At 26.7% G+C, this 23858-nt stretch carries 17 protein-coding genes, 1 riboswitch and 1 other annotated feature; of the genes, 15 read left to right on the forward strand and 2 right to left on the reverse strand.

From position 1 onward, the window contains the following. Nucleotides 1-64 precede the first annotated feature (64 nt). The gene (locus CKV72_RS00535; protein WP_089866721.1) at nt 65-256 is read left to right on the forward strand and encodes a ferredoxin; all 192 of its coding nucleotides are present in this window, start codon (nt 65-67) and stop codon (nt 254-256) included. Nucleotides 257-297: 41 nt separating this feature from the next. Here the strand turns inward: CKV72_RS00535 and thiT are convergent, their stop codons facing one another. Next, nucleotides 298-945, reverse strand: a complete 648-nt coding sequence (thiT, locus tag CKV72_RS00540; RefSeq protein WP_095177182.1) for an energy-coupled thiamine transporter ThiT — start codon at nt 943-945, stop codon at nt 298-300. Between the two features lie 76 nt (nt 946-1021). Further along, a riboswitch (TPP riboswitch) is annotated at nt 1022-1127 on the reverse strand. A 260-nt stretch (nt 1128-1387) separates the two neighbouring features. Here thiT and CKV72_RS00545 point away from each other — a divergent pair. From CKV72_RS00545 to CKV72_RS00600, 12 genes are all read left to right on the forward strand, one after another. Beyond that, nucleotides 1388-3502 (forward strand): anaerobic ribonucleoside triphosphate reductase, encoded by a 2115-nt coding sequence (locus CKV72_RS00545; protein ID WP_095177183.1) that lies wholly within the window; start codon nt 1388-1390, stop codon nt 3500-3502. 3 nt (nt 3503-3505) lie between these two features. Continuing rightward, nucleotides 3506-4015, forward strand: a complete 510-nt coding sequence (gene nrdG, locus CKV72_RS00550) for an anaerobic ribonucleoside-triphosphate reductase activating protein (protein WP_095177184.1) — start codon at nt 3506-3508, stop codon at nt 4013-4015. A 66-nt stretch (nt 4016-4081) separates the two neighbouring features. After that, nucleotides 4082-4447 (forward strand): ArsR/SmtB family transcription factor, encoded by a 366-nt coding sequence (locus CKV72_RS00555; RefSeq protein WP_089866711.1) that lies wholly within the window; start codon nt 4082-4084, stop codon nt 4445-4447. Nucleotides 4448-4649: 202 nt separating this feature from the next. After that, nucleotides 4650-5432, forward strand: a complete 783-nt coding sequence (murI, locus tag CKV72_RS00560) for a glutamate racemase (RefSeq protein WP_095177185.1) — start codon at nt 4650-4652, stop codon at nt 5430-5432. A 161-nt stretch (nt 5433-5593) separates the two neighbouring features. Beyond that, on the forward strand, nt 5594-5926 hold the full coding sequence (locus CKV72_RS00565; protein ID WP_089866706.1) for a DUF3870 domain-containing protein: 333 nt from the start codon (nt 5594-5596) through the stop codon (nt 5924-5926). Between the two features lie 14 nt (nt 5927-5940). Beyond that, the gene (locus CKV72_RS00570) at nt 5941-7734 is read left to right on the forward strand and encodes an N-acetylmuramoyl-L-alanine amidase (RefSeq protein ID WP_095177186.1); all 1794 of its coding nucleotides are present in this window, start codon (nt 5941-5943) and stop codon (nt 7732-7734) included. A gap of 63 nt (nt 7735-7797) precedes the next feature. After that, nucleotides 7798-8021: a binding site (T-box leader), on the forward strand. Between the two features lie 100 nt (nt 8022-8121). After that, entirely contained in the window at nt 8122-11232 is a 3111-nt protein-coding gene (ileS, locus tag CKV72_RS00575) for an isoleucine--tRNA ligase (RefSeq protein ID WP_095177187.1), read from the forward strand. 182 nt (nt 11233-11414) lie between these two features. Continuing rightward, nucleotides 11415-12413 (forward strand): LacI family DNA-binding transcriptional regulator, encoded by a 999-nt coding sequence (locus CKV72_RS00580; protein WP_089866700.1) that lies wholly within the window; start codon nt 11415-11417, stop codon nt 12411-12413. 185 nt (nt 12414-12598) lie between these two features. Beyond that, nucleotides 12599-16660: an AAA domain-containing protein gene (locus CKV72_RS00585; protein ID WP_095177188.1), complete on the forward strand. Its 4062-nt coding sequence runs from the start codon at nt 12599-12601 to the stop codon at nt 16658-16660. Nucleotides 16661-16736: 76 nt separating this feature from the next. Then, nucleotides 16737-17804 (forward strand): mannose-1-phosphate guanylyltransferase, encoded by a 1068-nt coding sequence (locus CKV72_RS00590; RefSeq protein ID WP_095177189.1) that lies wholly within the window; start codon nt 16737-16739, stop codon nt 17802-17804. Between the two features lie 202 nt (nt 17805-18006). Then, nucleotides 18007-19389, forward strand: a complete 1383-nt coding sequence (locus CKV72_RS00595) for a radical SAM protein (protein ID WP_089866691.1) — start codon at nt 18007-18009, stop codon at nt 19387-19389. Between the two features lie 121 nt (nt 19390-19510). Continuing rightward, nucleotides 19511-20746, forward strand: a complete 1236-nt coding sequence (locus tag CKV72_RS00600; RefSeq protein ID WP_095177190.1) for an ABC transporter substrate-binding protein — start codon at nt 19511-19513, stop codon at nt 20744-20746. 38 nt (nt 20747-20784) lie between these two features. Here the strand turns inward: CKV72_RS00600 and CKV72_RS00605 are convergent, their stop codons facing one another. Further along, nucleotides 20785-21909 carry a glycosyltransferase family 4 protein gene (locus CKV72_RS00605; protein WP_095177191.1) on the reverse strand — a complete coding sequence of 375 codons (1125 nt, stop codon included), beginning with the start codon at nt 21907-21909 and terminating at the stop codon, nt 20785-20787. A gap of 230 nt (nt 21910-22139) precedes the next feature. Between CKV72_RS00605 and CKV72_RS00610 the strand changes: the two genes are divergently transcribed. Further along, nucleotides 22140-23108, forward strand: coding sequence for a CotS family spore coat protein (locus CKV72_RS00610; RefSeq protein WP_420896636.1), 969 nt, complete (start codon nt 22140-22142; stop codon nt 23106-23108). Further along, complete coding sequence (locus CKV72_RS00615) at nt 23101-23853, forward strand: hypothetical protein (RefSeq protein ID WP_089866681.1); 753 nt, start codon at nt 23101-23103, stop codon at nt 23851-23853. The genes CKV72_RS00610 and CKV72_RS00615 overlap by 8 nt, the downstream gene beginning before the upstream one ends. Nucleotides 23854-23858: the final 5 nt, after the last annotated feature.

Here is a 23858-nt window from a genome sequence, read left to right on the forward strand (position 1 = left end):
TAGTTATAAATAAATAAAACAAGGTAAAAATAATAAAGATAATATTTATTAAGGAGGAATACAAATGAAAGCATATGTAGATAAAGAAACTTGTATAGGATGTGGATTATGTCCTTCAGTGGCTCCAGAAGTATTTGAAATGGATGACGATGGTAAAGCTAAAACAATAACAGAAGAAGTCCCAGATGGATCAGAGGAGCTTTCTAAAGAAGCGGAAGCTAGCTGCCCAACATCTGCTATTTCTGTAGAAGAGTAGAAAACTTAAAGGTGCCTTTAAAAGAAGGCACCTTTAATATGTTATAAAACTTTATAATAAGACTTTTTATTTATAATTTTATATATATTTTCAATAGGTAAAACATATATTATCACAATACATATAAGAGCATTTACAGATAAAAAAGATCCATTATATATTAGTGAATATAAGTAAGAAGACATAGATTCAGGTGCTGTACTTCCCCAGAATACTACTCCTGCAATAAAGTGAAAAACAAATCTTCCCAATATAGCCATTATAGTTCCTAAAATTTTGTTGTTTTTAAAATATCCAGCTAATCCAAGAGCCATAAAAGGTAATGGATAGTCAAATAAAACTTGAAGTGGATGAAGTATATATGGACCTAATATTAATTTTATAAGGCCATATAAAAATCCAGTTAGAAAACCTACTTCAGGACCGTATAAAAGAGCCATTAATATAATAGGAACCATTGCTCCAAGTGTAACTGAACCTCCATTTGGAAGCTTTGTTAGCTTAAACATATCTAGAATAGTAGCTAAAGCCAATGCTAGTCCTATGCTACAAATTAATGCTGGAGTTAATTTTATTTTTTTAGATTTTAATAAAATTATTACTACTAACATTAGACCTAGTAGTGTTAATATGGAATTAGGATTACTAACTATTTCTAATAAGTTTTCTCCTAAAGATAATAAATTCATTTAAATAATACCTCCTGTTTGTGCATGAGGGGTAAATAAAAAGCATTCCAATTAAGGAATGCTAATAATAATATTCTATATCTATAAAAGGCTTTCCTACGCTGGAATTATCCAGTTCAGGTACAAGGGTTAATGAATAAGAAATCCATTTCTCAGCTTTTATAGCACCCCTAGCACTACATTATTAAATTTTATAAGTTTATTATATTATATATATTTAATTATTGCAAATATGTTGAATTAATTTACAGCAAATACATAAACTTATATTTATAAAAGGTCAACTTTAACATAAGTGCAAAAGAAAGAGATTGAAAAGATAAATTATATATTAAACACATTTACTTCATATAATATGGAATTTTATAAGTTGATTTTATGACATTCACATAGTATAATGACCAAAGTATATACAATATATTGTAGTTAGGAGGAAATGTGTATGCTATATGTTGTAAAGAGAGATGGCAGAAGAGTTTCTTTTAATGCCATAAAAATAGCTAATGCAATTAAGAGAGCTTCTGAGGAAATAGGGTTTGAATTAAAAGAAAGTGAATATATGAATTTAACTCAAAATGTAGTAGAACAAATAGAAAAGTTAAATAAAGATGAGATATCAGTTGAAGAAATTCAAAATTTAGTTGAAAGTATTTTAATGGAGAACAGTTATAAAAATATAGGGAGAGCCTATGCTAATTACAGACAGGAAAGAACTAGAATAAGAGAAATAAAATCAGATTTAATGGAAGCTATAGAGAAGATAGGGGTTGAAACAGACAGAGATAATGCTAATGTTGGAAATAATTTTTCTTCAAAATTATTAAGAATAGCTAGTGAATCTAATAAGTGGTATAACTTAGCTGCTATGCCTAAACATTTAGCTAAGGCTCATGAAAATGGAGATATATATTATCATGATTTAGATAGTTATAATTTAACAGTGAATTGTTTGCACATACCAACTAAAGAAGTTTTATCAAAAGGATTTAATACAGGGTATGGATTTATAAGACCTCCTAAAAGAATAGAGTCTGCTTGCGAATTATCATGTATATTATTACAATCAACTCAAAATGATATGTTTGGTGGGCAATCTCATCCAGATTTTGATAATGATATGGGTTACTTTGTTGAATTTACAAGAAAAGAAATAAAAGAAGAATTAAGAGAAGTTGGATTAGAAGAAGAAAAGATTGAAGAGCTATGTGAAAAAAAATTAAGGAAAAGTATTAGTCAGGCAATGCAGGGCATAGTATATAATCTGAATACTATGCATTCAAGAGCGGGTTCACAAGTTCCTTTTAGTTCAATAAATATAGGGATACCAATGTCAGAAGATGCTGCATTAGTTTGTGAATTATTTTTAATAGAGTATGAAAAAGGATTAGGGAAAGGTGAACAACCGATATTTCCTAATATAATATTTAGAGTAAAAGATGGAGTGAATAAGAGACCATCAGATCCATATTATTATTTATTTAAATTAGCCTGTAAAGTTGCTAGTAAGAGGATGAATCCTACTTTTATGAACATTGATGCAGATTTTAATTTAGAATATTATAATAAAGGATATTTACCTGCTACTATGGGATGTAGAACTAGAGTACAATCTAATGTAAATGGAGAACCAGATGTTAAAGGAAGAGGTAATATAGCACCAACTACAATTAATTTACCAAGGATAGCTATTATATCTAAAAAAGATATAAATAAGTTTTTTGCTTTATTAGATAATAGATTAGAAATGGCAAAAGAAGCATTATTACATAGGTATGGTGTTTTAAAAAGATTAAGAGTTAAAGATTTACCTTTTGTTGCAGGACAAAATCTAATGAAAGGATCAGAAAATTTACAGCCAGAGGACAGTATAGAACCTATTTTAAAACAAGGTACTTGGGGTATAGGATTCATAGGATTAGCTGAAACTCTTAAAGCTTTAATAGGAGAGCATCATGGTGAATCAGAAAATGCTAGAGAATTAGGAATAAAAATCATAAAACATATAAGAGACTTTACCGATAAGACTACAAAAGAAACAAAGTTGAATTGGTCTTGCTATGCTACTCCAGCAGAGGGGTTAAGTGGGAAATTTATAGTACAAGATAAAAAAATATTTGGTGAAATTAAAGGGGTAACAGATAAGGACTATTATACAAACAGTTTTCATATACCAGTTGGATATCCAATATCAATAAAAGAAAAAATAGATATAGAAGCGCCATATCACTCAATTTGTAATGGAGGACATATTTCTTACATCGAGTTAGATGATTATCCAACAGAAGATGTAATAATGGATATAATAAATTATGCTTATAGCAATACTAATATTAATTATTTAGGGATAAACTTTCATATAAAGTATTGTAAAAACTGTGGTACTTATATAGATAATCACGAATCAAGTTGTTTTAAATGTGGAAGCAAAAATATACAAGGCATATCTAGGGTTACAGGATATTTAAGTTTAGATGAAAGATTTGGAGTTGGAAAGGTAGCAGAAAGAAAGGATAGATTATCACATACTAATGGAAAAGTTTTTTATGAGGAGAGATAGAAAATGAACTATCTTCAAGTGGCAGGTTTTTTAGATAATTCCTTAGCTAATGGTGAAGGACTTAGATCTGTATTATTTTTATCAGGTTGTAAGCATGAATGTAAGGGGTGTCATAATCTTGCTATGCAAGACTTTGAATATGGTGATAGGATATGCATAGATGATATAATTAAAAGAATAAGAAAGAATATACCTATAATAAGAGGGGTTACCTTTTCTGGCGGAGAACCATTAGAACAAGCAGAAAATTTAGCTGAATTAGCTTTAATGATAAAAAAAGATGACCTTAATATATGGTGTTATACAGGATATGAATTTGAATATATACTTAGCAATATGGATAAAATAAATGGATGGAAAATTTTAATTGAAAATATAGATATATTAGTAGATGGTACTTTTCAACAAGATAAGATTGAACCTAATCTAAAGTATAAGGGTTCATATAATCAAAGGATAATAGATGTGAAAAAAAGTCTCTTGGCTAAAAAAGTTATAATATATCCTATATAAAGTTGAATAAAGATATATTGATAGATATAATTAAATTAATTAAAACATTCATATTGGGGTGAAATAATGAAAAATTTAGATGGAATAGAAGTTTGTGAATGCTGTACCATTCATGAAGATTGTGTAGAGTGCGTGAGAAGAAATATGTTAGATGAAGAAACTTTTATGAAGTTATCAGATTTATTTAAGGTTTTAGGAGATTATACTAGAATAAGAATAATATATGCCTTATTTAATAAAGAACTTTGTGTTTGTGATATTGCAGAAGTATTAAATATGAGTCAATCTTCTATTTCTCATCAATTGAGAACTTTAAAAGCGGCTAGATTAGTTAAGTTTAGAAGAGAAGGGAAAACTGTTTTTTATTCTTTAGACGATGAACATATAAGAAAATTATTTAATGCTGGATTAGAGCATGTTAAGCATAATTAAAATAAGTTAAGAGATAGAAAAATGAAACTCTTGACATAATTAAAATCTTTTGTTACAATATTTTTAAAAGATAATAACATACGTTCTTATATTTGTATATAAGTCGGTAAAAACTGAAACTTATATATATAAATGTAAAGAAGCCGGATTTTTGTTAAATAAGACAATAATCTGGCTTTATTTTTTGAGGAGGTTGATATTTATGATTACAAAGGACAGTGCCATTGGAGTCTTAGATTCAGGAGTAGGTGGACTTACAACAGTAAAGGAACTTCAAGAATTATTACCAAATGAAAACATATATTATTTTGGTGATAACAAAAATGTTCCATATGGGAATAAGACAGAAGAAGAGATTATAAAACTTACTAGAAAAATGATAGAGTTTTTAATATCTGAAAATGTTAAAGTTATAGCTGTTGCCTGTAACACAATTTCAACTATTATAGATGAAATAAGTAGGGATTATGATGTAAAGATAATAAAAGTAATAGATCCTATAGTAAATAATATAAAAAATATTCAGAAAAGAGATAAAGTTGGGCTAATTGCAACTAATTTTACTGTAAGCACTAAGTACTATGATAAAATGCTAGGAGATGTAAAGGTTATCGGGAAAGGATGTTCAGAACTTGCAGCTATAGTAGATAGTGGAGAAATAAATGAAAAAGAAGTTAGAAATATTATAAAAACTGATATAGATGATATTAAATCAAGAGAAGATGTAGATACAATAATATTAGGTTGCACTCATTATCCAATAATTAAGCATATTTTTGATGAATGCTATCCAGATGTAAATTTTTTAAATCCAGCACATCATCACGCTATTGCGATAAAAGAATATTTACAGGAGATGGATTTACTTAAAGAAGACAATAGAAATAAATTTTTTAAGGTTTTTACTACAGGAGATAAAGAAAAATATAGAATTATAATGGACATGCTTAAATTAAAAGAACCTGATGAGATAATATTGAAGTAAAAGTGAGTTAAGAGAGAATTGTCTTACTTTAGTAATTAATTGCTAAAGTAAGACAATTCTCTTTTTTATTTTTAATAAAGTATAAATTATAGTTAAACTATTGTATAATTTAATTATAAAATAATATATGTTATTATTTAATAAAGAATGGAGAGAAAAAAATGATTTATGATACTAATACTATATATGTAACAGGCATGTCAAAATCTAATAATATGGATCCCATAACTAAAATGTACAATTCCTTTTTTTTAGGCCTTATATTAGATAAAGATACAGATATTATTATTGATGTAACTTGCAATACAATAAGTGATATAACTAATGATTTTATAAAAACTATTTTAGTAGGTAAAAATTTAGTAAAAGATCTAAATAAGATAATATTAGAAATAAATGAAAGATTTCTAGCTACTTCTCAAAAGGCACTAATAGTTGCATTAAAAGATTCTTTTAATAAATATGAAATGTATAAGCGAAAAAATAATAAATAGGATGGGGTGTTTTAATGAAAAAATGCAAAAGCTTAATAGTATTTAGCGCCGTATTTTTATGTTTATTTTTATTATCTACAGCATATAATGTGAAAGCTTCAGAAGATTTTAACATAATTCCCACTAAACAAGGTATAGATCAAAACAAAAGATGGATTATAAAATTTAATGACATTTTAAGAATTAGTACAGTAAATAATAATACAATATATGTAACAGATGAAAATGGTAAAAAGATAGAAACTAATCTAGAGGTCAGTGCAGATAAAAAATCAGTGTACATATCACCTAAAGGAAGTTATGAATATGGGAAAACTTATTTCCTTATAGCTAATAAAGGAATTGAGAAACTTTCAGGTAAAAGTATGGCAACTAATGTAAAGATGAAGTTTATTATAAAGAATAATACAGCAGTACCACCGATAGACAAAAGTGGATTCACTATATGCATAGATGCAGGACATGGTGGTAGTGATACAGGTAATTCAGGTCCAAATGGGGCATTAGAAAAAGATATAGACTTAGATGTAGCATTAAAAGCAGGATCTATTTTGGAGAATGCTGGTATAAAAGTAGTTTATACTAGAAAAGATGATAATATTAAATATGGAGAAAATGATTTTAAATCAAGATTTGAAGTTATAGGTGTAACCCCTGTAGATGCTGTAGTAAGTATACATTGTAATATAGCAGCTAACAACGATGCTACAGGTATAGAAACTTTTCATAAAGAAGGAGATTTTATTGGAAAAAATTTAGCAGATAAAATTCAAGGTAAATTATCATCGTATACTGGTATGAGAAATAGGGGAGTAAAAACTGGAAATTTCCAAGAAATATATGCGGTTAATGAACCTATAGTAAAAGTATTACTAGGATTTATAAATAATCCACAAGATGAAAAAAAGTTAACAGACTCAAGTACTCAAGAAAAGTTAGGAAAAGCTATAGCAGATGGAATTTTAGACTATTACAAAGAAAATATTAATAATGAATATAACAATATAACTATAGCTTCAGTAGATGATATAATCAAAAGTGTATCACAAGGTGAAAAATATGAGTTGCCTTCAAAGATTAATGTTAAAACTATTCAAGGTGGAACTAAAGAAGAAAATATAACTTGGAATAGCACAGCAGCAAATACAACCAAAGCAGGTACATATGCATACAAAGGAAGAGTAAATGGATATCCAAAAGAAGTTATTTTAACATTACTTGTTATAGGAAAAGGCAACAGTAAGCATACAGTTTGTATAGACCCAGGACATGGGGGTTATGACTCTGGAGCAGTAGGACCTACAGGAATAAAAGAAAAGGATATAACGTTAAAAGTAGCCAAGAAGACAGGATCAATTTTACAAAATAAAGGAGTAAAAGTAGTATATACTAGAACTAGTGATGAAGTATCATGGCCATCTTCGGAAGGACTAGACTTAAAAAAGAGAACAGAAATAGCTAATAGTATGAATCCAAATTATTTTGTTTCTATACATTGTAATTCAGTAGATAATATACCTTCAGCTAAAGGAACAGAAACTTACTATAGTAGTGGAAGCATATTAGGTCAAAAACTAGCTACTAATGTTCAAAACGAATTAATTAAAAATTTGGGAACAGTAAATAGAGGTACTAAAACAGCTAATTTTTATGTTTTAAGAAATAGTACTAGTCCAGCTATATTAGCAGAATTAGAATTTATTAGTAATGTAGAAGGAGAAAAAAATTTAAATACTGATGAATTTCAAAATAAATGTGCACAATCAATAGCGAATGGAATTTTAAAATCTTTAGGATTATTAAATTAAATTGACAACAAATAAACCATATAATATAATGTATTCTAATAGATTTTAATAATAATTGTGTTTTTAAATACTATGAAAAGGAAGAGTACTTAAAATAACCCTTACAGAGAGTGAAAGGTTGGTGAAATTTCACAGGTGGGATTTTAAGGAAAATCACCTTGGAGTAGATTGCTGAAATTTTAGTAAGTATATTCGTAATCCTGCGTTAAAGGATAGAACATATTTGTGTTTGAAAAGAATACACTAATTTTATAGGTGGTATAGCGAAGTAAAACTTCGTCCTATTAGGACGGAGTTTTTTATTGTATAAGAAACTAATTTTATATAAATTTATTGATTATTATGGCAAGTATATGACAAGAATAATTTTTAGGAGGGAGCTGTAAAATGTATAAAAAGATAGATAGTTCAAGAAGTTTTGTACAAATGGAAAGAGAAATATTAGATTCCTGGAATAAAAATGACATAGTAGATAAAAGCTTTGCTTTAAATGAAGAAGGTGAATACTTTACTTTTTACGATGGTCCACCAACAGCTAATGGTAAACCTCACGTAGGCCACGTTCTTACAAGAGTTATAAAAGATTTAATTCCAAGATATAAGGTAATGAAGGGCTACAGAGTTTTAAGAAAAGCTGGTTGGGATACACATGGTCTTCCAGTAGAGCTTGAAATAGAAAAAAAACTAGGAATTTCAGGAAAAGAGGAAATAGAAAAGTTTGGTGTAGAAGAATTTATAAAAGAATGTAAAGATTCTGTATTTACATATTCTAGCATGTGGAAGGATATGTCTGAAAAGTTAGCATTTTGGGTAGATATGGAGAATCCATATGTTACTTATCATAATGATTACATAGAATCAGTATGGTGGGCATTAAAACAATTATGGGATAAAGAGCTTTTATATAAAGGTCATAAAGTTATACCATACTGCCCAAGATGTGGAACAGCACTTTCATCTCATGAAGTTGCACAAGGATATAAGGATGTAAAAGAAGCTACTGCATTTGTAAAATTCAAAGTAAAAGGAGAAGAAAATAAATACATACTTGCATGGACTACAACTCCTTGGACATTACCAAGCAATGTAGCGTTAGCTATTAACAAGAATTTTGATTATGTTGAAGTAAAAAATAATGATGAAATTTTAATTCTTGCAAAGGAATTAGTAAATAGTGTAATAGACGGAGAATATGAAATAATAAAAGAATTTAAAGGAGAAGATATATTAGGTCTTAAGTATGAACAATTGTTACCATTTTACACTCCAGAGGAAGAAGCATTTAAAGTAATTCATGGTGACTTTGTAACTTTATCTGATGGTACAGGTATAGTTCATACAGCACCTGCATATGGTGAAGATGATAATATTGTTTGTAAAAAATACGGCCTTCCTATGATAAATCTTGTAGATAGAGAAGGTAAGTTTGTTGATTGTGTAGAACCTTGGAAAGGAATACCTGTTAAGAAAGCAGATCCTAAGATTATAGAATATATGAATGAAAAAGGAATACTATATAAATCAGAAAAATTTACTCACTCTTACCCACATTGTTGGAGGTGTGATACAGCACTTTTATATTATCCAACAGATAGCTGGTTTGTAAGAATGACTTCTCTAAGAGATAAACTATTAGAAAATAATAATAAGGTTAATTGGTATCCAGATAATATTAGAACAGGAAGATTTGGAAAGTTCTTAGAGAATGTAATTGATTGGGGTATTTCAAGAGATAGATATTGGGGAACACCACTACCTATTTGGGAATGTGAATGCGGTCATAGAGAATGTATAGGAAGTATTGCAGAATTAAAAGAAAAAGGAATAAATGTACCAGAGAATATAGAGCTTCATAAGCCATATATAGATAAAGTTAAGTTAAAGTGTTCTAAGTGTGGAAAAGAAATGAAAAGAACAAAAGAAGTGATAGACTGTTGGTTTGATTCAGGATCTATGCCTTTTGCTCAACATCATTATCCATTTGAAAATAAAGAGGTATTTGAAAAAACTTTTCCAGCACAATTCATATCAGAGGCAGTGGATCAAACAAGAGGATGGTTTTATACATTAACAGCAATATCAACAGCTATATTTGATACAAATCCATTTGAAAATTGTATTGTATTAGGTCACGTTTTAGATAAACATGGATTAAAAATGTCAAAGTCTAAGGGAAATGTTGTGGATCCATTTGATGTTTTAGATAGTGTTGGGGCAGATGCTTGTAGATGGCATTTTTATACTGCAAGTGCACCATGGCTTCCTACAAGATTTTCACCTGAAGATGTAGAAGAAACTCAAAGAAAGTTTTTAAATACCTTATGGAATGTATATTCTTTCTATGTGCTTTATGCTGATATAGATAAATTTAATCCACTAGAATACAAAGATTTTGTAAGTGAAAATGTAATGGATAAATGGATTATTTCAAAATTAAATTCACTTATAAAAGATGTGGAAGCACATATGGATAATTATAGAATAACCCAAGCTGCATTGGCTATAGAGGATTTTGTAGATGAACTTTCAAATTGGTATGTAAGAAGAAATAGATCTAGATTTTGGAGTGAAAAATTAACAGAAGATAAAATAGGAGCATATGTGACATTATACAAGGTTTTAACTACATTAAGCTTGATAGCAGCTCCATTTGTACCATTTATAACAGAAGAAATTTACACTAATTTAGTTAGAGGATTAGATAAAAATGCTTCAGAAAGTGTACATTTATGCACTTGGCCTAAGTATGATGAAAACTTAATTCAGGAAGAATTAGAAAAAGAAATGGATGAAGCTTATAAAATAGTTAAACTTGGAAGAAGTGCTAGAAACTCTGTGAACATAAAGAACAGACAGCCTTTATCTTCTATGTTAGTAAGTAGTAAAACACTTCCAGAATATTATGGTCGTATTATAAAAGATGAGCTAAATATAAAGAATATTACATTTGGCGCAGACTTGTCCAGTTATGTGGAGTTTAATATAAAACCTAACTTGCCAGTACTTGGTAAGAAATATGGAAGATATATTCCGCAAATAAGGAAAGAAATTGCTTCTATGGATCAAATGGAATTAGCTCAAAAGATAAGACAAGGCGAAAAAGTAGCCATAAATATAGATGAAAATGAAATAGAATTAAATGAAGAAAACTTACTAGTAACAATGAAAGGATTAGAAGGATTTGCTTTTGCAGGAGAAGGTACTATTGGTGTAGTTTTAAATACAACTATAACTGAAGAATTAAAAGAAGAAGGGCAATTAAGAGAAATTTTAAGCAAAATTCAAAATATGAGAAAAGAAAAAGAATTTGAAGTTGCCGATAGAATTAAGTTATATGTATCTGGAAATGAAGCTTTAGAAAAAGTTGTGAAAAAATTTGAAGATAGTATAAGAAAAGAAACTATTGCAGAAGAAGTTTTATATAATAAAGATATAGAATATGTAGACTGTAAGATAAATGGAGAAGATTTTAAAATACAAGTAGAAGTTATAAAATAGTAATAATTAAAGGGCATTAAAAGTATTTAATGTCCTTTAATTATATATAATTTTTAATTTGCGTAAATAATCTTAAGCCTTGAAAAGGTTTGCTATTTTTTAGGCTATATCGTAGAATATAAGTAAAGAAAAGTGTAATTTGAATAGAAAATCAAAGAAAAACTGTATTAGGAGTTGATAATATGCCAGCATCAATAAAAGACGTAGCTAGGGAAGCTGGAGTATCTATAGCTACAGTATCAAGAGTGTTAAATGATATAGATGTAGTTAATGAAGATACTAAAAAGAAGGTATTAGCTGCAATAAAAAAATTGGGTTATAGACCTAATATAGTAGCAAGAAGTTTAAAGACTCAAAGGACAAGTACCATAGGAATAATTGTTCCAGATATATCTAATCAATTTTACCCTGAAATAGTAAGGGGAGCTGAAGATGTAGCTAATATATATGAATATAATATAATGTTATGTAATACAGATTTAGATACAGAAAAAGAGAAAGAATATTTAAGAGTATTGAAAGAAAAAATGACTGATGGAGTCCTTTATATGAGTAATTCTTTAGAAAATGAAACTGTAGAATTAATAAAAGAATTAAATATTCCTACGGTACTAGTGGAAACAACAGATGAAAATAAGGATTTCCCAAGTGTAAGTATAGATAATAAAAAAGCAGCATATGAAGCAGTGGAATATTTAATAAGTAAAGGGAATAAAACAATTGCATATATAGGTCCTAAAGATGAAAAAAATAATGCAGGTGCACTTAGATATAAGGGATATAAAGAATCTTTAGAAAAAAATAATATAAAAATAAGAGAAAGTTTAATTTATATATCTGGAATGAAAGCAGGAGATGGCTATGAAGGTATGAAACATATACTTAAAGAAGAATCCATAGATAGTGTTTTTTGTGCTAGTGATGAAATTGCCATGGGAGCAATAAATGCCCTAAGAGATAATGGATTAAAGGTGCCAGAAGATGTAGATGTAATCGGGTTTAGTAATATATATTCAGCGTCTATTTTTTATCCTAAACTTACAACTATAGCACAACCTATGTACGATATGGGGTCAGTAGGAATGAGAATGCTTATAAAAATTATAAATAAAGAACAATTGGAAAAAGAACATTATGTATTAAATTATAGTCTTATAGAAAGAGATTCATGTAAAAAATAATAAAAATTTGTTAAGAATAATAGTAACATGAAAAAACACAGCAAAAGCTGTGTTTTTTTTATGTCATGTAAAAGAAAATAATGTTATACGAAAATTTTGAAAAGAAAAACAATAAATGGTATAATTTAACACAAACACAATATATTAGTAGTTTTGATTTAAATTACTAATTTAGGGGGATATGTATGGATATAAGAAAAAATGTGAAGAATATATTCGAATATCTTTATTATTTAAAATCATTAAATGAAAAAATTACAAGAAATATTAAATACTATAAAAATACTTTTGTAGTGGATAATTTGTTGAAAGAAAAGGGTTGTACAAAAAATAATAATATAGAAGACGATTGGTGGATAAGCATAGATAAAGAATGTTTTAAAGAATATAATTTTTTATTTGATTTATATCAAAGTATTGAAAAGGAGGAAAAAATAGAGATAATATTTGGAACAGGAATATTAAAATGGGAAATTGAAAAGGAAGATATATATCATCCATTATTCATTGCAAAGATCAGTTTAGACTATAATAGTGAAGATGATAAATTTTATATTAAATTAAAGGATAAAATACAGTTAGATATACATTTTTTACAAGGAATAAATGTATATGATTACAATAATTTATTAAAAATAAAAGAAAATATTAGCATAGAGAAAATAAATCCCTTAGATTATAAAAGTATAGAATCTTATTTTAGTGAAATATTAAGTAGTTTGTATAAAAAAGATGTTAATAAATCAAGTTTGCAAGAACCCAATATAATAAAAAATAATTTAATCATAGTTAGAAACATTAATACAAATTTATGGAAGAAAGACATAAAAGATATAATACATGGATTAGATAATGGTATGGAGATACCAAAAAGTATACAAGCCTTAGCTACTGAAGAGAGATTATATGAAGACGAGAAAACAATAAAGGAATGGGAGGCTGTGGAGAAGGAACTATTATTTCCTTTGCCTATAAATGATGAGCAAGAGGAAATAGCAAGAAAAATATCTAAAGAATTTGGTGTAGTTGTACAAGGACCACCAGGAACAGGTAAAAGTCATACCATTGCTAATTTGATATGTCATTTACTAGCTCACGGTAAACGAGTGTTAGTTACTAGCGAAAAAGGAAAAGCTTTAAAAGTTTTATTAGATAAAATACCAGAAGAAATTAAAGCACTTTGTGTTAATTTAAATGGTAATGATACAAAATCTATAAAAAACTTAGAAGAATCTGTTAGGCAGATAGTAGATAATTTAGCTTTGAATCCTAGAATATTAAGTGAAGAATTAACTAAACTAAAAGATGAGCTAGAATTATGTAGATTAAATCAAAATAAGTATTTTGAAAGATTAATATACATAAACAGGAGAGAGAATATGAATATCAACTATTGTGGAGAAACATTTAAAATTAATGATATAGCAATTTGGTTAAGAGAGAATGAAAAAGATTTTTCATGGATAGAAGATGATATAGACTTAAGCAATAAAGCTCCTATATCGCAAAATGAATTTGAAAGATTAGTAGAATATAGGCGAACTATAAAAAAGGAAGAATTAGCAAAAATCAAAGATATAGGCATACTTTTAGACAAAATTCCATCATATAAGGAGTTATCTTATGCAATAAAAAAGTTTTTAGATTTAAAAAATAGATATGAATATAATTTAGATAAAGTAGATGGTTGGAATATATACAGTGATGAAGGATTTCAGTACAATAAAGTTAAAGAAGTTATCTGGGAAGGTATGGAGCTAATTGATGATTTAGAAAAATTAAAACTTATAAAAGTTATGAAAGATTATTTTAATAGCGATATTTTAAAAGCTTCAATTTCATCTATGTTATTAAATTGGAGAAGATATTCAAATCGGCTATCGGTTATAAAGAAAGAGCTAAATAGTCATAATATATCTATTCCTAAAGATGTAAATTTATATAAATTTGAAAAGGATTTTGATAAAATATATGAAGAAATAAATAAGAAAAATAAATTAAGAAAGAGTTTTTTATTCTTAAATAAAGATTGCTCATATATAATAAATGAATGTTTAGTAGATTGTAAACCTATAGACTCAATAGAACCGGCTATTATAATAAAATTATATTTTGAGCAAAATAATATAGAAAAGAGTATGATAAGCTTATGGAATAATACAATGAATATGTACAAGGAACTCTTTATAGAAGAAAGTAATGTAAATAGCATTATAATTATAGAAAATTATATAAAAAATATTCAAGGCATAGTCCATTGGGATGAAAGAATAAGAATGTCTATAAACAAATATTTAGGTAATATAAAATATCCTAGAAATTTAAAATGGACTGAAAAAAGTACACTTATTTATTTAGAAGAATGTATAGATTCTATAGAGGAAATAAACCAATATAACCAAGCTAAAACTTATTTAAATACTATGACTACTTTTTTATCACAAAAACAAGAATTTTACGATATAGTAAATGCTATAGAAGAATTAGATATATGTAAATTAAAAAACAGTTATGAATATCTCGAAGATTTAAAAGTATTGAAAAGAAAAATAGAAGAAATGAATATAATATCTAATAAATTAAAGATTGTATGTCCAAAAACATATAACAAAATTGAAAAAGGAGATTGTCAGTATTTTAAAAATTGGAATAGAGCTTGGCGATGGAGAAAATGGGATTGCTTATTAAATAAAATAAAAGAGGTAGACGAGGATAAAATTGAAGAATTATTAGAGTATGAAAAGAATAGGGAAAGAGAGATAATTAAAAATATAATATATAAGAAAACTTGGTACAATCAAATAATGAAAGTATCAGAAGATGAAAAAAGGAGTTTAATGAGTTGGTTAAATGCAGTTAAAAGAATAGGTAAGGGTAAGGGTAAATATACAGATGAATATGTAAAATTAGCTCAACAAGAAATGGAAAAGTGCAAAAATATTATACCCATTTGGATAATGCCTGTAGATAATGTTATTGAAAATATAAATGTTTTAGATAGAAAATTTGATGTAGTTATATGTGATGAAAGCAGTCAAAGTAATATTTTTTCTTTATGTGCTTTAATGAGGGGAAAAAAAGCTATAATAGTTGGAGATGAACAACAGATAAGCCCACAAGCTGTTGGAATAAACTTTGAACAAGTAAAAAACTTAGGAAATATATACTTGAAAAATATTCCGCATAAAGAGTGGTTTGATCTTCAAACAAGCCTTTATGATACAGCTTTAAGAGTATTTCCAGATAGGATTATATTAAAAGAACATTTTAGATCTCTACCAGAAATAATAGGCTTTAGCAATAAATTATGTTATTTCAATGAGATAAAAATATTAAGGCATGCAAAAAGATCAGAAAGATTATTGACACCTATAAAAACTGTTAAAGTAAATAATGGAAAGAGAGATGAAAAAAAGAGTATTAATAAAGAAGAGGCAATGTGTATAGCAAATAAAATATATGAGTGTTGCAATGATAAAAGATATAATGGAATGACAATGGGAGTTATATCTTTATTAGGAGAATGCCAAGGAGAATATATTCAGGAACTTTTAAAAGAAAAAATAGGAATACAGGAAATGATAAAGAGAAAAATAATTTGTGGAGATGCGTATTCGTTCCAAGGTGATGAAAGAGATATAATATTTTTATCTATGGTTATTGGAAACAATATGAAATTTGCGTCATTAACTAAAGAGGCAGATATAAAAAGATTTAATGTAGCAGCTAGTAGAGCTAAAAATCAAATGTGGGTATTTCACTCTGTTGATCTCAAAGACTTAAATAAAGATTGCGTAAGATATGAATTGTTAGAGTATTGCAATAACTATAAAAAATACAATGATAATAATAACAAACTAGAATATATGGAGAAGAGGGCCTTACACAAAGAAATATACAATATAATCAATTCTAAAGGTTATGAAATATATCCAAGTTCAGATGTATATGGCATAAAATCAGATTTTATAGTAGAAGGACGTAATAATAAAGTATTTATAAAATGTAAGGTACATGGAAGTGAAAAAAGGACTAGTGAAGAAATAAGAGATGAGTATAAACTAGAGCTGAAATTAAAAAATATGGGATGGAATATAATTAAAATAAGAGATTTGGATTATCATAGAAATCCTGAAAAGACTATGTTAGATTTCTTTTTAAAACTAAGTTCTTTAGATATATTGCCTAATAAAAATAATATTAAGGAAAAAATATTAATAAAAAATAAAGGGCTAAAAGCAGTTTAAATTTTAAAAATTAATCACCACTCCGATTGTTATTTCATAATATATTTTATGACTAATAATTCGGAGTGATGTTTTTTTGTTATATGCGCTAATTTTAGCAGGAGGAAAAGGAACAAGATTATATCCCCTTTCTAGAGAAAATAGACCTAAGCAGTTTTTAAAAATAATTAATAATAAAAGTTTTTTAAAAAATACGGTGGATAGAATAAAGCCATTAGTAAATATAGAAAATATATATTTAGTTACAAATGAGGCTTATTTAGAAAAAGTATACGAAGAGCTGCCTGAATTAAGTAAGGATAACATATTTTTAGAACCAGAGAATAAAGAAACGGCAACTTGTATAGGACTTTCTGCAGTTAAATTATTAAAAAAAGATAAAGATGCTGTAATGATGGTTCTTCCATCAGATCATTATATTGAAGATGAAAAAGTTTTTATGGATACTATGAAACAAGCGGTAGAAACGGTAGAAAGAAAGAGAGGATTGCTAACAATTGGAGTTAAGCCTACAAGGCCAGAAACTGGATATGGATATATTGAAGCAGGAGAAAGAATACAGGGTAGTATTGCTACTTATAAGGTAGAAAGATTTGTAGAAAAACCTAATGTAGAAGTTGCTAAGGATTTAATAATGAAAGGAAATTATCTTTGGAATAGTGGAATGTTTGTTTGGAGAGCAGATATATACTTAAGAGAGATGGAAAAATATTTACCCAAAATGTATAAAAGCATGATGAATATATACTATAATTTAGATACTGAAAAAGAGGAAGATACTATAAGAGAAGAATACAGGTTAATAGATGGAATATCTGTAGATTTTGGGATCATGCAAAAAACTAGAAAGGCCTATGTTATAAAATGTGAATTTACATGGGATGATATAGGTAGTTTTATGTCGTTATCAAGATTTTTAAAAAATTTCCGAGGAAATAATGTAGAAGGGAATGCTTTTTTGGAGCAAAGCAACAATTGTATAATTTTTAGTAAAGAAAAATTAATTATAGGCTTTGGAATAAATGATCTTATAATAGTAGATTCAGGAGATGTAATGCTTATAATGGATAAAAACAAAGATCAGGAAATAAAATATTTAGTTGATGAATTAAAATCTTCTAATAAGTTTCATAATTTTACTTAGTATATAAAGAAAGTCCTTAGATAATTTTATATATTAAGGTTATAATAAAATATATAATTTAGAATATTAAAAAATTGTTAACTATAATATACAAAGGTTTGTTTTTACAATGTAAAGGAATATAATATAGTTATACTCTAGAGTATAAATTAACAGTAAATATAAGTTATTCTTATGACATATTTAATTTGGAGGGATAAATATGAGTATTAAAGAATCCATGGAAAAAGGAATAAGGGATACTCTAATTAGCAATGCTGTTGAACTATTGAACAAAAATCCTGAAAAAAATGTAGAAAAAGTTTTTCATATAGCTAGGAAAATAGCTGGAAAAGATGAAGAAAATTTACAAAGGATTAATACTGTTTATAAATACTACAATGATATGCCGTCTATTAATGAATATGTTAATAACATATTGAAAACTACCAATAAAAATTGTCTTAACAAACTCTTTACGAATTTTTTTGGAAATGCAGTTTGGTATGGAATGCCTAAAAGAGCTAAGCTTTTAGAAGAAGAAGGAATAAAAACACCTTTTGTAATTTTAATAAGTCCTTCTATGAGATGTAACTTAAGATGCAGGGGATGCTATGCGTCAAGTTATAGCAAAGAGGATGATATAACCTATGAAGAATTGGATAGAATTATAGGAGAAGCCATTGAAATTGGCATTTATTACTTTATTATTTTAGGCGGAGAACCATTCTTTTATAAAGATTTACTAAAAATATATGAAAAATACAATGATGCTATATTTATGCCTTTTACTAATGGAACTTTATTTGATAATAAGTTATCAGATGAGATCCAAAGATTAGGGAATGTTATTCCTATGCTCTCTCTTGAAGGATTTGAAGAAGAAACAGACGCTAGAAGAGGTAAAGGCGTATTTAAAAAGGTAATGAAAAGTATGGATATGTTAAGAACAAGAGGAATACTATTTGGAGTTTCTAGTGCTGTAGGAAAATCCAATATTGACATTGTATCTTCAGATGAATTTATTAATATGCTTATAGAAAAAGGATCTAAGATGAGTTGGTATTTTATATTTATGCCAGTAGGTGAAGATCCTAATTTTGAACTTATGCTTGAACCTGAGCAAAGACTATACCTAGGTAGAAGAATAAGGAAGATTAGAAATAATAAACCTTATTTTGCTATTGATTTTTTCAATGATGCACCTTATGTTGGAGGATGTATAGCGGGTAAATATTATTGCCATATAAATTCAAAAGAAGATGTGGAGCCTTGTATATTTGCACACTTTGCTACAGATAATTTAAAAAACAAGTCATTAATAGAAGTTTTTAAAGGACCATTTTTTAAGGAATTAATAAAGAATCAACCATATAATAATAATTTATTGAGACCATGTATGATGATAGATAATCCACAAGTAGTTAGAGATATAATGAATAAAACTGGGGCAAAACCTACAGATAAGGGTGCAGAAATGATGCTATATGATGAAGACTTTAAAGATACTTTAGACAAATTAGCAGACGAATTTAAGCCCTATGCAGATAAGGAGTGGGTTGAAGAGTTTAATTCTACAGGGAATTATTCTATGTCAAAAGGCTAATGTCAAAATATATTAAAAATCCGCCATAAATTATGGCGGATTTTTAATATATTTTGACATTATGATTTTATTAAACTATTATTAAAATAATCATATTAAAATATTAAGTGGTGATTATTTTATGAAGAATATAAATATAAAAAAATATAGTATTTTGATTATAACTATATTTATGATTTTTAGTTTAACTGGGTGTAAAAAGAAAGATAATGTCAGTACTTTAGATAAAAATACTAGAGGTGATTTATCTATATCAGTTCCTAAAGAAATGCTATCTTATATTAATCAATGTGTGGAAGAATTTAATAATTACTATCCTAATGTTAAAGTTAATATAAGCTTAGAAAAAGATATATCAAAAGATAAAAAGGAAACAGATATTATAATTATAAAAAGTGAACATACAAAATATTTTTTAAGTAAATTTAAGGATGATTTTTTAAATTTAGAAGAATTTTTATCAAAATATAAGAAACATTTTAAATATGGAAGTTTAGAAAATGTATCCCTAGATAATGTTACTTATGGCATAGATTTAGGCAGTAATCCCTATTTAATGATATATAAAAAAGATATATACGAAAAATGCAATATAAATTTAGATGATATAAAAACTTGGGACAATTATGTGGAAAGTAGTAAATATATAAATAAAAAATTAAATAAGAACTATAAGTTTATGCATAACTATAAGAATATAGATTTATATGATATATTTTTAAATCAATTGGGAAGAGGATACAAAGATGAAAAGGGAAATGAAACTATAATTAGTGGTGAGTCTATAAGGGCTATTGAATTGCTGAATATATTTAATAAAAATGAAATGATTTATAGGGAGGAAAATAATTCACTAATAGAAGCGTTAAAAAGTGAAGAGGTTGTATCTACTATATGTACGGCTACAGATGTATATAATATTATAGAAAAGTTGCCAAGTATGAAAGGAGATTATACAATAAAGAGAATACCTGCATTTATTTTAGCTGGAAACAGAAATGTAAGTAAGAATGAGTATAGCTTGTTAGTCTTTGAGGGAAAAAATAATAAAGCTTCAAGAACATTTTTGAAATTTATAATAGAGAATGAAAAACTTCAAGAAAAAATATTTAAAGATGAAAAAGTATTGCCATTTAATATAAATGTATATAAATCAAAGAGTTTAAATAAAAAAGAAGACTTTTTTAATGGTGAAAATATATTTGAATTAGTTTATGATGTGTATAGAAAGTCTCCTAATATAAAATATAATGAAGATTACGAAGATATAAGAAAAAATATAAATAAAACTTTAAAATTTATTAATGATGAAGAAGTTGATACGGAAAAAATTATACAGAAAGTTTCCCCAAAGTAGTAAGTTCAATGAAAAAGGCTTAATTTTAATTAAGCCTTTTATATATTGTTAGAAATAATATTATTATATACTTTAAGAGTATTTCTAGCTGTGTTTTCCCATGAATATAAAGAAGATCTTTTTAAAGCTTTTTTCTGCAATTCATATCTAAAAGATATATCTAATAAAGTTTTTTCAAGAGCATCAGAAAATTCATTTATGTCATTAGGATCAATAAGAAGTCCTCCATCACCAACTACTTCAGGTATAGAAGTTATATTAGAAGTTATAACTGGAGCGCCGCAGCACATAGCTTCTAATGGAGGAAGTCCAAATCCTTCATATAATGAAGGATATACAAATGTTTCACAGCTATTGTATAAAATAGGCAAGTGATTTTCAGGAACAAAACCAGTAAATACTACTTTAGATTCTATGTTCAACTTTTTAGCCATATCTATTAGGATTTTTGAACCATTTTTATTAGCACCTACTATGACTATTTTGTAATCTTTATCTAATTTTTTATATATTTTAGAAAAAGAAATCAACAAAGATTTTATATTTTTTCTAGGACTAAAACCACCTATATAAAGTATAAAAGGATAATCTATGTCATAGTAATTTTTTAGAATATAGTTGCATTTATCTTTATTTAAAGGTTTATATTTTTCATCTGCTGCTAAATGAGTTACAAAAATCTTTTTTTCATCTATAGGGAAAAATCTTAAAATATCTTTTTTAGAGTATTCAGAGACTGTTATTATGGCATCGGCATCATAAATTAATTGAGGCATATTCTTAAGAAATTTTTTTAAATATCCTCTACCCACTGTTTCAGGCATTGTATAAGGAATTAAATCATGCACAGTTACAACTTTTTTACAAGAAGTATTTTTACTAAGGCCCATACCATTTTGTGGTACATGATATAAATCTATATTTTCCTTGCTTAAATTATATGGAAAATAGTATTCTTCGTAGAAATGTTTACGTCGTTTTGAAGTTAAAATAATCTTGGAATTATCTTTTGAAAAATTACTGTAATTTTCTCCCCACCAATATATGTGATAAAAATTTTCTTTATCCAAATTTAGTATATGTTTTAAAATGTTTTGAGTGTAAGTCCCTATTCCTGTACCATTGTATAAATTAATAGCTCTTGCATCAAATCCTATTTTCACTAAATCCCTCCTTTGCAAAACAATCCTATATATTAATAATATTAATCAATCATAAAAATGTGTACCCTTATGAAATAAAATATGTTTAATATCCTTTAGATATTACCTTTTAGCACATACAAAGTAATTAATACATATAATACAATTATGAAGCAAGGATCGGGAGGATAAATATTGGAGGATAGATATATAAAGAAACTAGTGAACAATAAATATCATATAAAAGCTATATATATAGAAAAATAAAAAATATATATAAAATAAAAAGCAATAATGGGGATTTCTGTTTAAAGGTATTAAAGTATAAATTACCAGAAACTTTATTTGTAATTTCTGCTATTAATCATCTTTATAATAAAGGCTTTATGAACACTCCTAAGATTATAAAAACTATAGATAAAAAAGACTTCATATCTCTGGGAGATTATTATGGATACTTGACACCATGGATAGAAAGTCGACATTGCAATTATGAAGATTTTAAAGATGTGGAGCTAGCTGCGTTTACCTTAGGAGAATTTCATAAAAAGAGTACTAATTTTAATTGGCATAAATATATAAAACCAAGATATAGAATAGGAGGATGGATTGAAAACTTTAGCAGTAAAAAAGAAGATATAATTTATTTTAAAAATGAAATAGATAAGAAGGAGAAATTTTCATATTTTGATAGCTTGTTTAGAAAAATAGTAGACGAAGAATTAATAAGAGCTGATAAAAGTATATATAATTTAAAGAGAAGTGATTATTTAAATAAAATTCAGGCAGAAAGAAAAAAAAATCAACTTTGTCATCATGATTATGCTAATCATAATGTGTTAATAGATAAAAACAATTGTGCGCATATAATAGATTTTGACTATTGTATATTAGATATTCATTTACATGATTTATGTAGCTTAATTATACGTGTAATGAAAAATGGGAAATGGAACATAGAAAATTCAAAGAAAATAATGGATAGTTATAGTTTAAACTATTCAATAAATAAAAAAGATATAAAAATTATGGCTGCTTTTATGGAATTTCCACAAGACTTTTGGCAAGTAGGACTTCAATACTATGTGGAAAAACAACCCTGGAAGGAAAAAATTTTTATAAATAAAATAGAAAAAATAGTAATGGATAGAGAGCAAAAACAAGAATTTATAGATGAATTTAGATATATAAATTATGGAATTGGAGGATGTTATGATTAGAAGAGAGGCTTTTTTGAAGTATTTAAAAGATAAAAATATACTTGTAGATGAAACTATAAATTCTCCTATTAAAGCTAACAATGTAGATGAAACAAAGCTAGAAGAACAATTTTATATAATAAATGATTTCCATAAAAGAGTTATGGGGTATGAAAATATAAAAGATAGATTAGATAGTGGAATTGGGAAGACAATAGAGGAATATAAGGTTTGTATAAAAAAAGTAAACAGGGATTTAAAAAAAATTAAGTTAGAGGGACCTAATAATGCTTTTGAAAATAAATTTTTAGAATTAGGAGAAGAGCATATAGAAAAAGGGAAAAAAGCTATTAAAAATATATATAAAAATGAATACTATTTATTGATAACCAGAAGTATGAAAAATAAAGAAATAATATTAGATAAAGTAGATTTTAAACATTTAAAGAAAGAAGACGAATTTATAAAATTAAAAACTATAAATAAATGTAAATATAATTTAGTGGAAATGGATTGTTTTTATTTGCTATATAGGTACAAGAAAAAAGGAGTTAGTTTAGACTATTATATGCTAATAGATAAATTTTGTAGTATAGCTAATTTAGGAGAAAATAGCTATCAATTTATATTGTCACTTTTATCATTTCCTTATGAATTTATGAAGGTAATTATGAACTATAGATATAATAGAAAAAATTTAAGTGAGCATGAGTACTTATTGGATTTAATAAAATCAAGTGAACAAAAAAATTTAATTTCAATATAGGGGTG

Origin of the sequence: Clostridium cochlearium (genome assembly GCF_900187165.1) — a bacterium.
Taxonomy (GTDB): Bacteria; Bacillota; Clostridia; order Clostridiales; family Clostridiaceae; genus Clostridium_G; species Clostridium_G cochlearium.

Bases quoted from the DNA above. Each gene is read 5' to 3' on its own strand.
- CKV72_RS00585 (WP_095177188.1), top strand. From the start codon at position 12,599: ATGGATATAAGAAAAAATGTGAAGAATATATTCGAATATCTTTATTAT.
- CKV72_RS00545 (WP_095177183.1), top strand. From the start codon at position 1,388: ATGCTATATGTTGTAAAGAGAGATGGCAGAAGAGTTTCTTTTAATGCC.
- ileS (WP_095177187.1), top strand. From the start codon at position 8,122: ATGTATAAAAAGATAGATAGTTCAAGAAGTTTTGTACAAATGGAAAGA.
- CKV72_RS00580 (WP_089866700.1), top strand. From the start codon at position 11,415: ATGCCAGCATCAATAAAAGACGTAGCTAGGGAAGCTGGAGTATCTATA.
- thiT (WP_095177182.1), bottom strand. From the start codon at position 945: ATGAATTTATTATCTTTAGGAGAAAACTTATTAGAAATAGTTAGTAAT.
- CKV72_RS00565 (WP_089866706.1), top strand. From the start codon at position 5,594: ATGATTTATGATACTAATACTATATATGTAACAGGCATGTCAAAATCT.
- CKV72_RS00535 (WP_089866721.1), top strand. From the start codon at position 65: ATGAAAGCATATGTAGATAAAGAAACTTGTATAGGATGTGGATTATGT.
- CKV72_RS00600 (WP_095177190.1), top strand. From the start codon at position 19,511: ATGAAGAATATAAATATAAAAAAATATAGTATTTTGATTATAACTATA.
- CKV72_RS00595 (WP_089866691.1), top strand. From the start codon at position 18,007: ATGAGTATTAAAGAATCCATGGAAAAAGGAATAAGGGATACTCTAATT.
- CKV72_RS00570 (WP_095177186.1), top strand. From the start codon at position 5,941: ATGAAAAAATGCAAAAGCTTAATAGTATTTAGCGCCGTATTTTTATGT.
- nrdG (WP_095177184.1), top strand. From the start codon at position 3,506: ATGAACTATCTTCAAGTGGCAGGTTTTTTAGATAATTCCTTAGCTAAT.
- CKV72_RS00615 (WP_089866681.1), top strand. From the start codon at position 23,101: ATGATTAGAAGAGAGGCTTTTTTGAAGTATTTAAAAGATAAAAATATA.
- murI (WP_095177185.1), top strand. From the start codon at position 4,650: ATGATTACAAAGGACAGTGCCATTGGAGTCTTAGATTCAGGAGTAGGT.
- CKV72_RS00555 (WP_089866711.1), top strand. From the start codon at position 4,082: ATGAAAAATTTAGATGGAATAGAAGTTTGTGAATGCTGTACCATTCAT.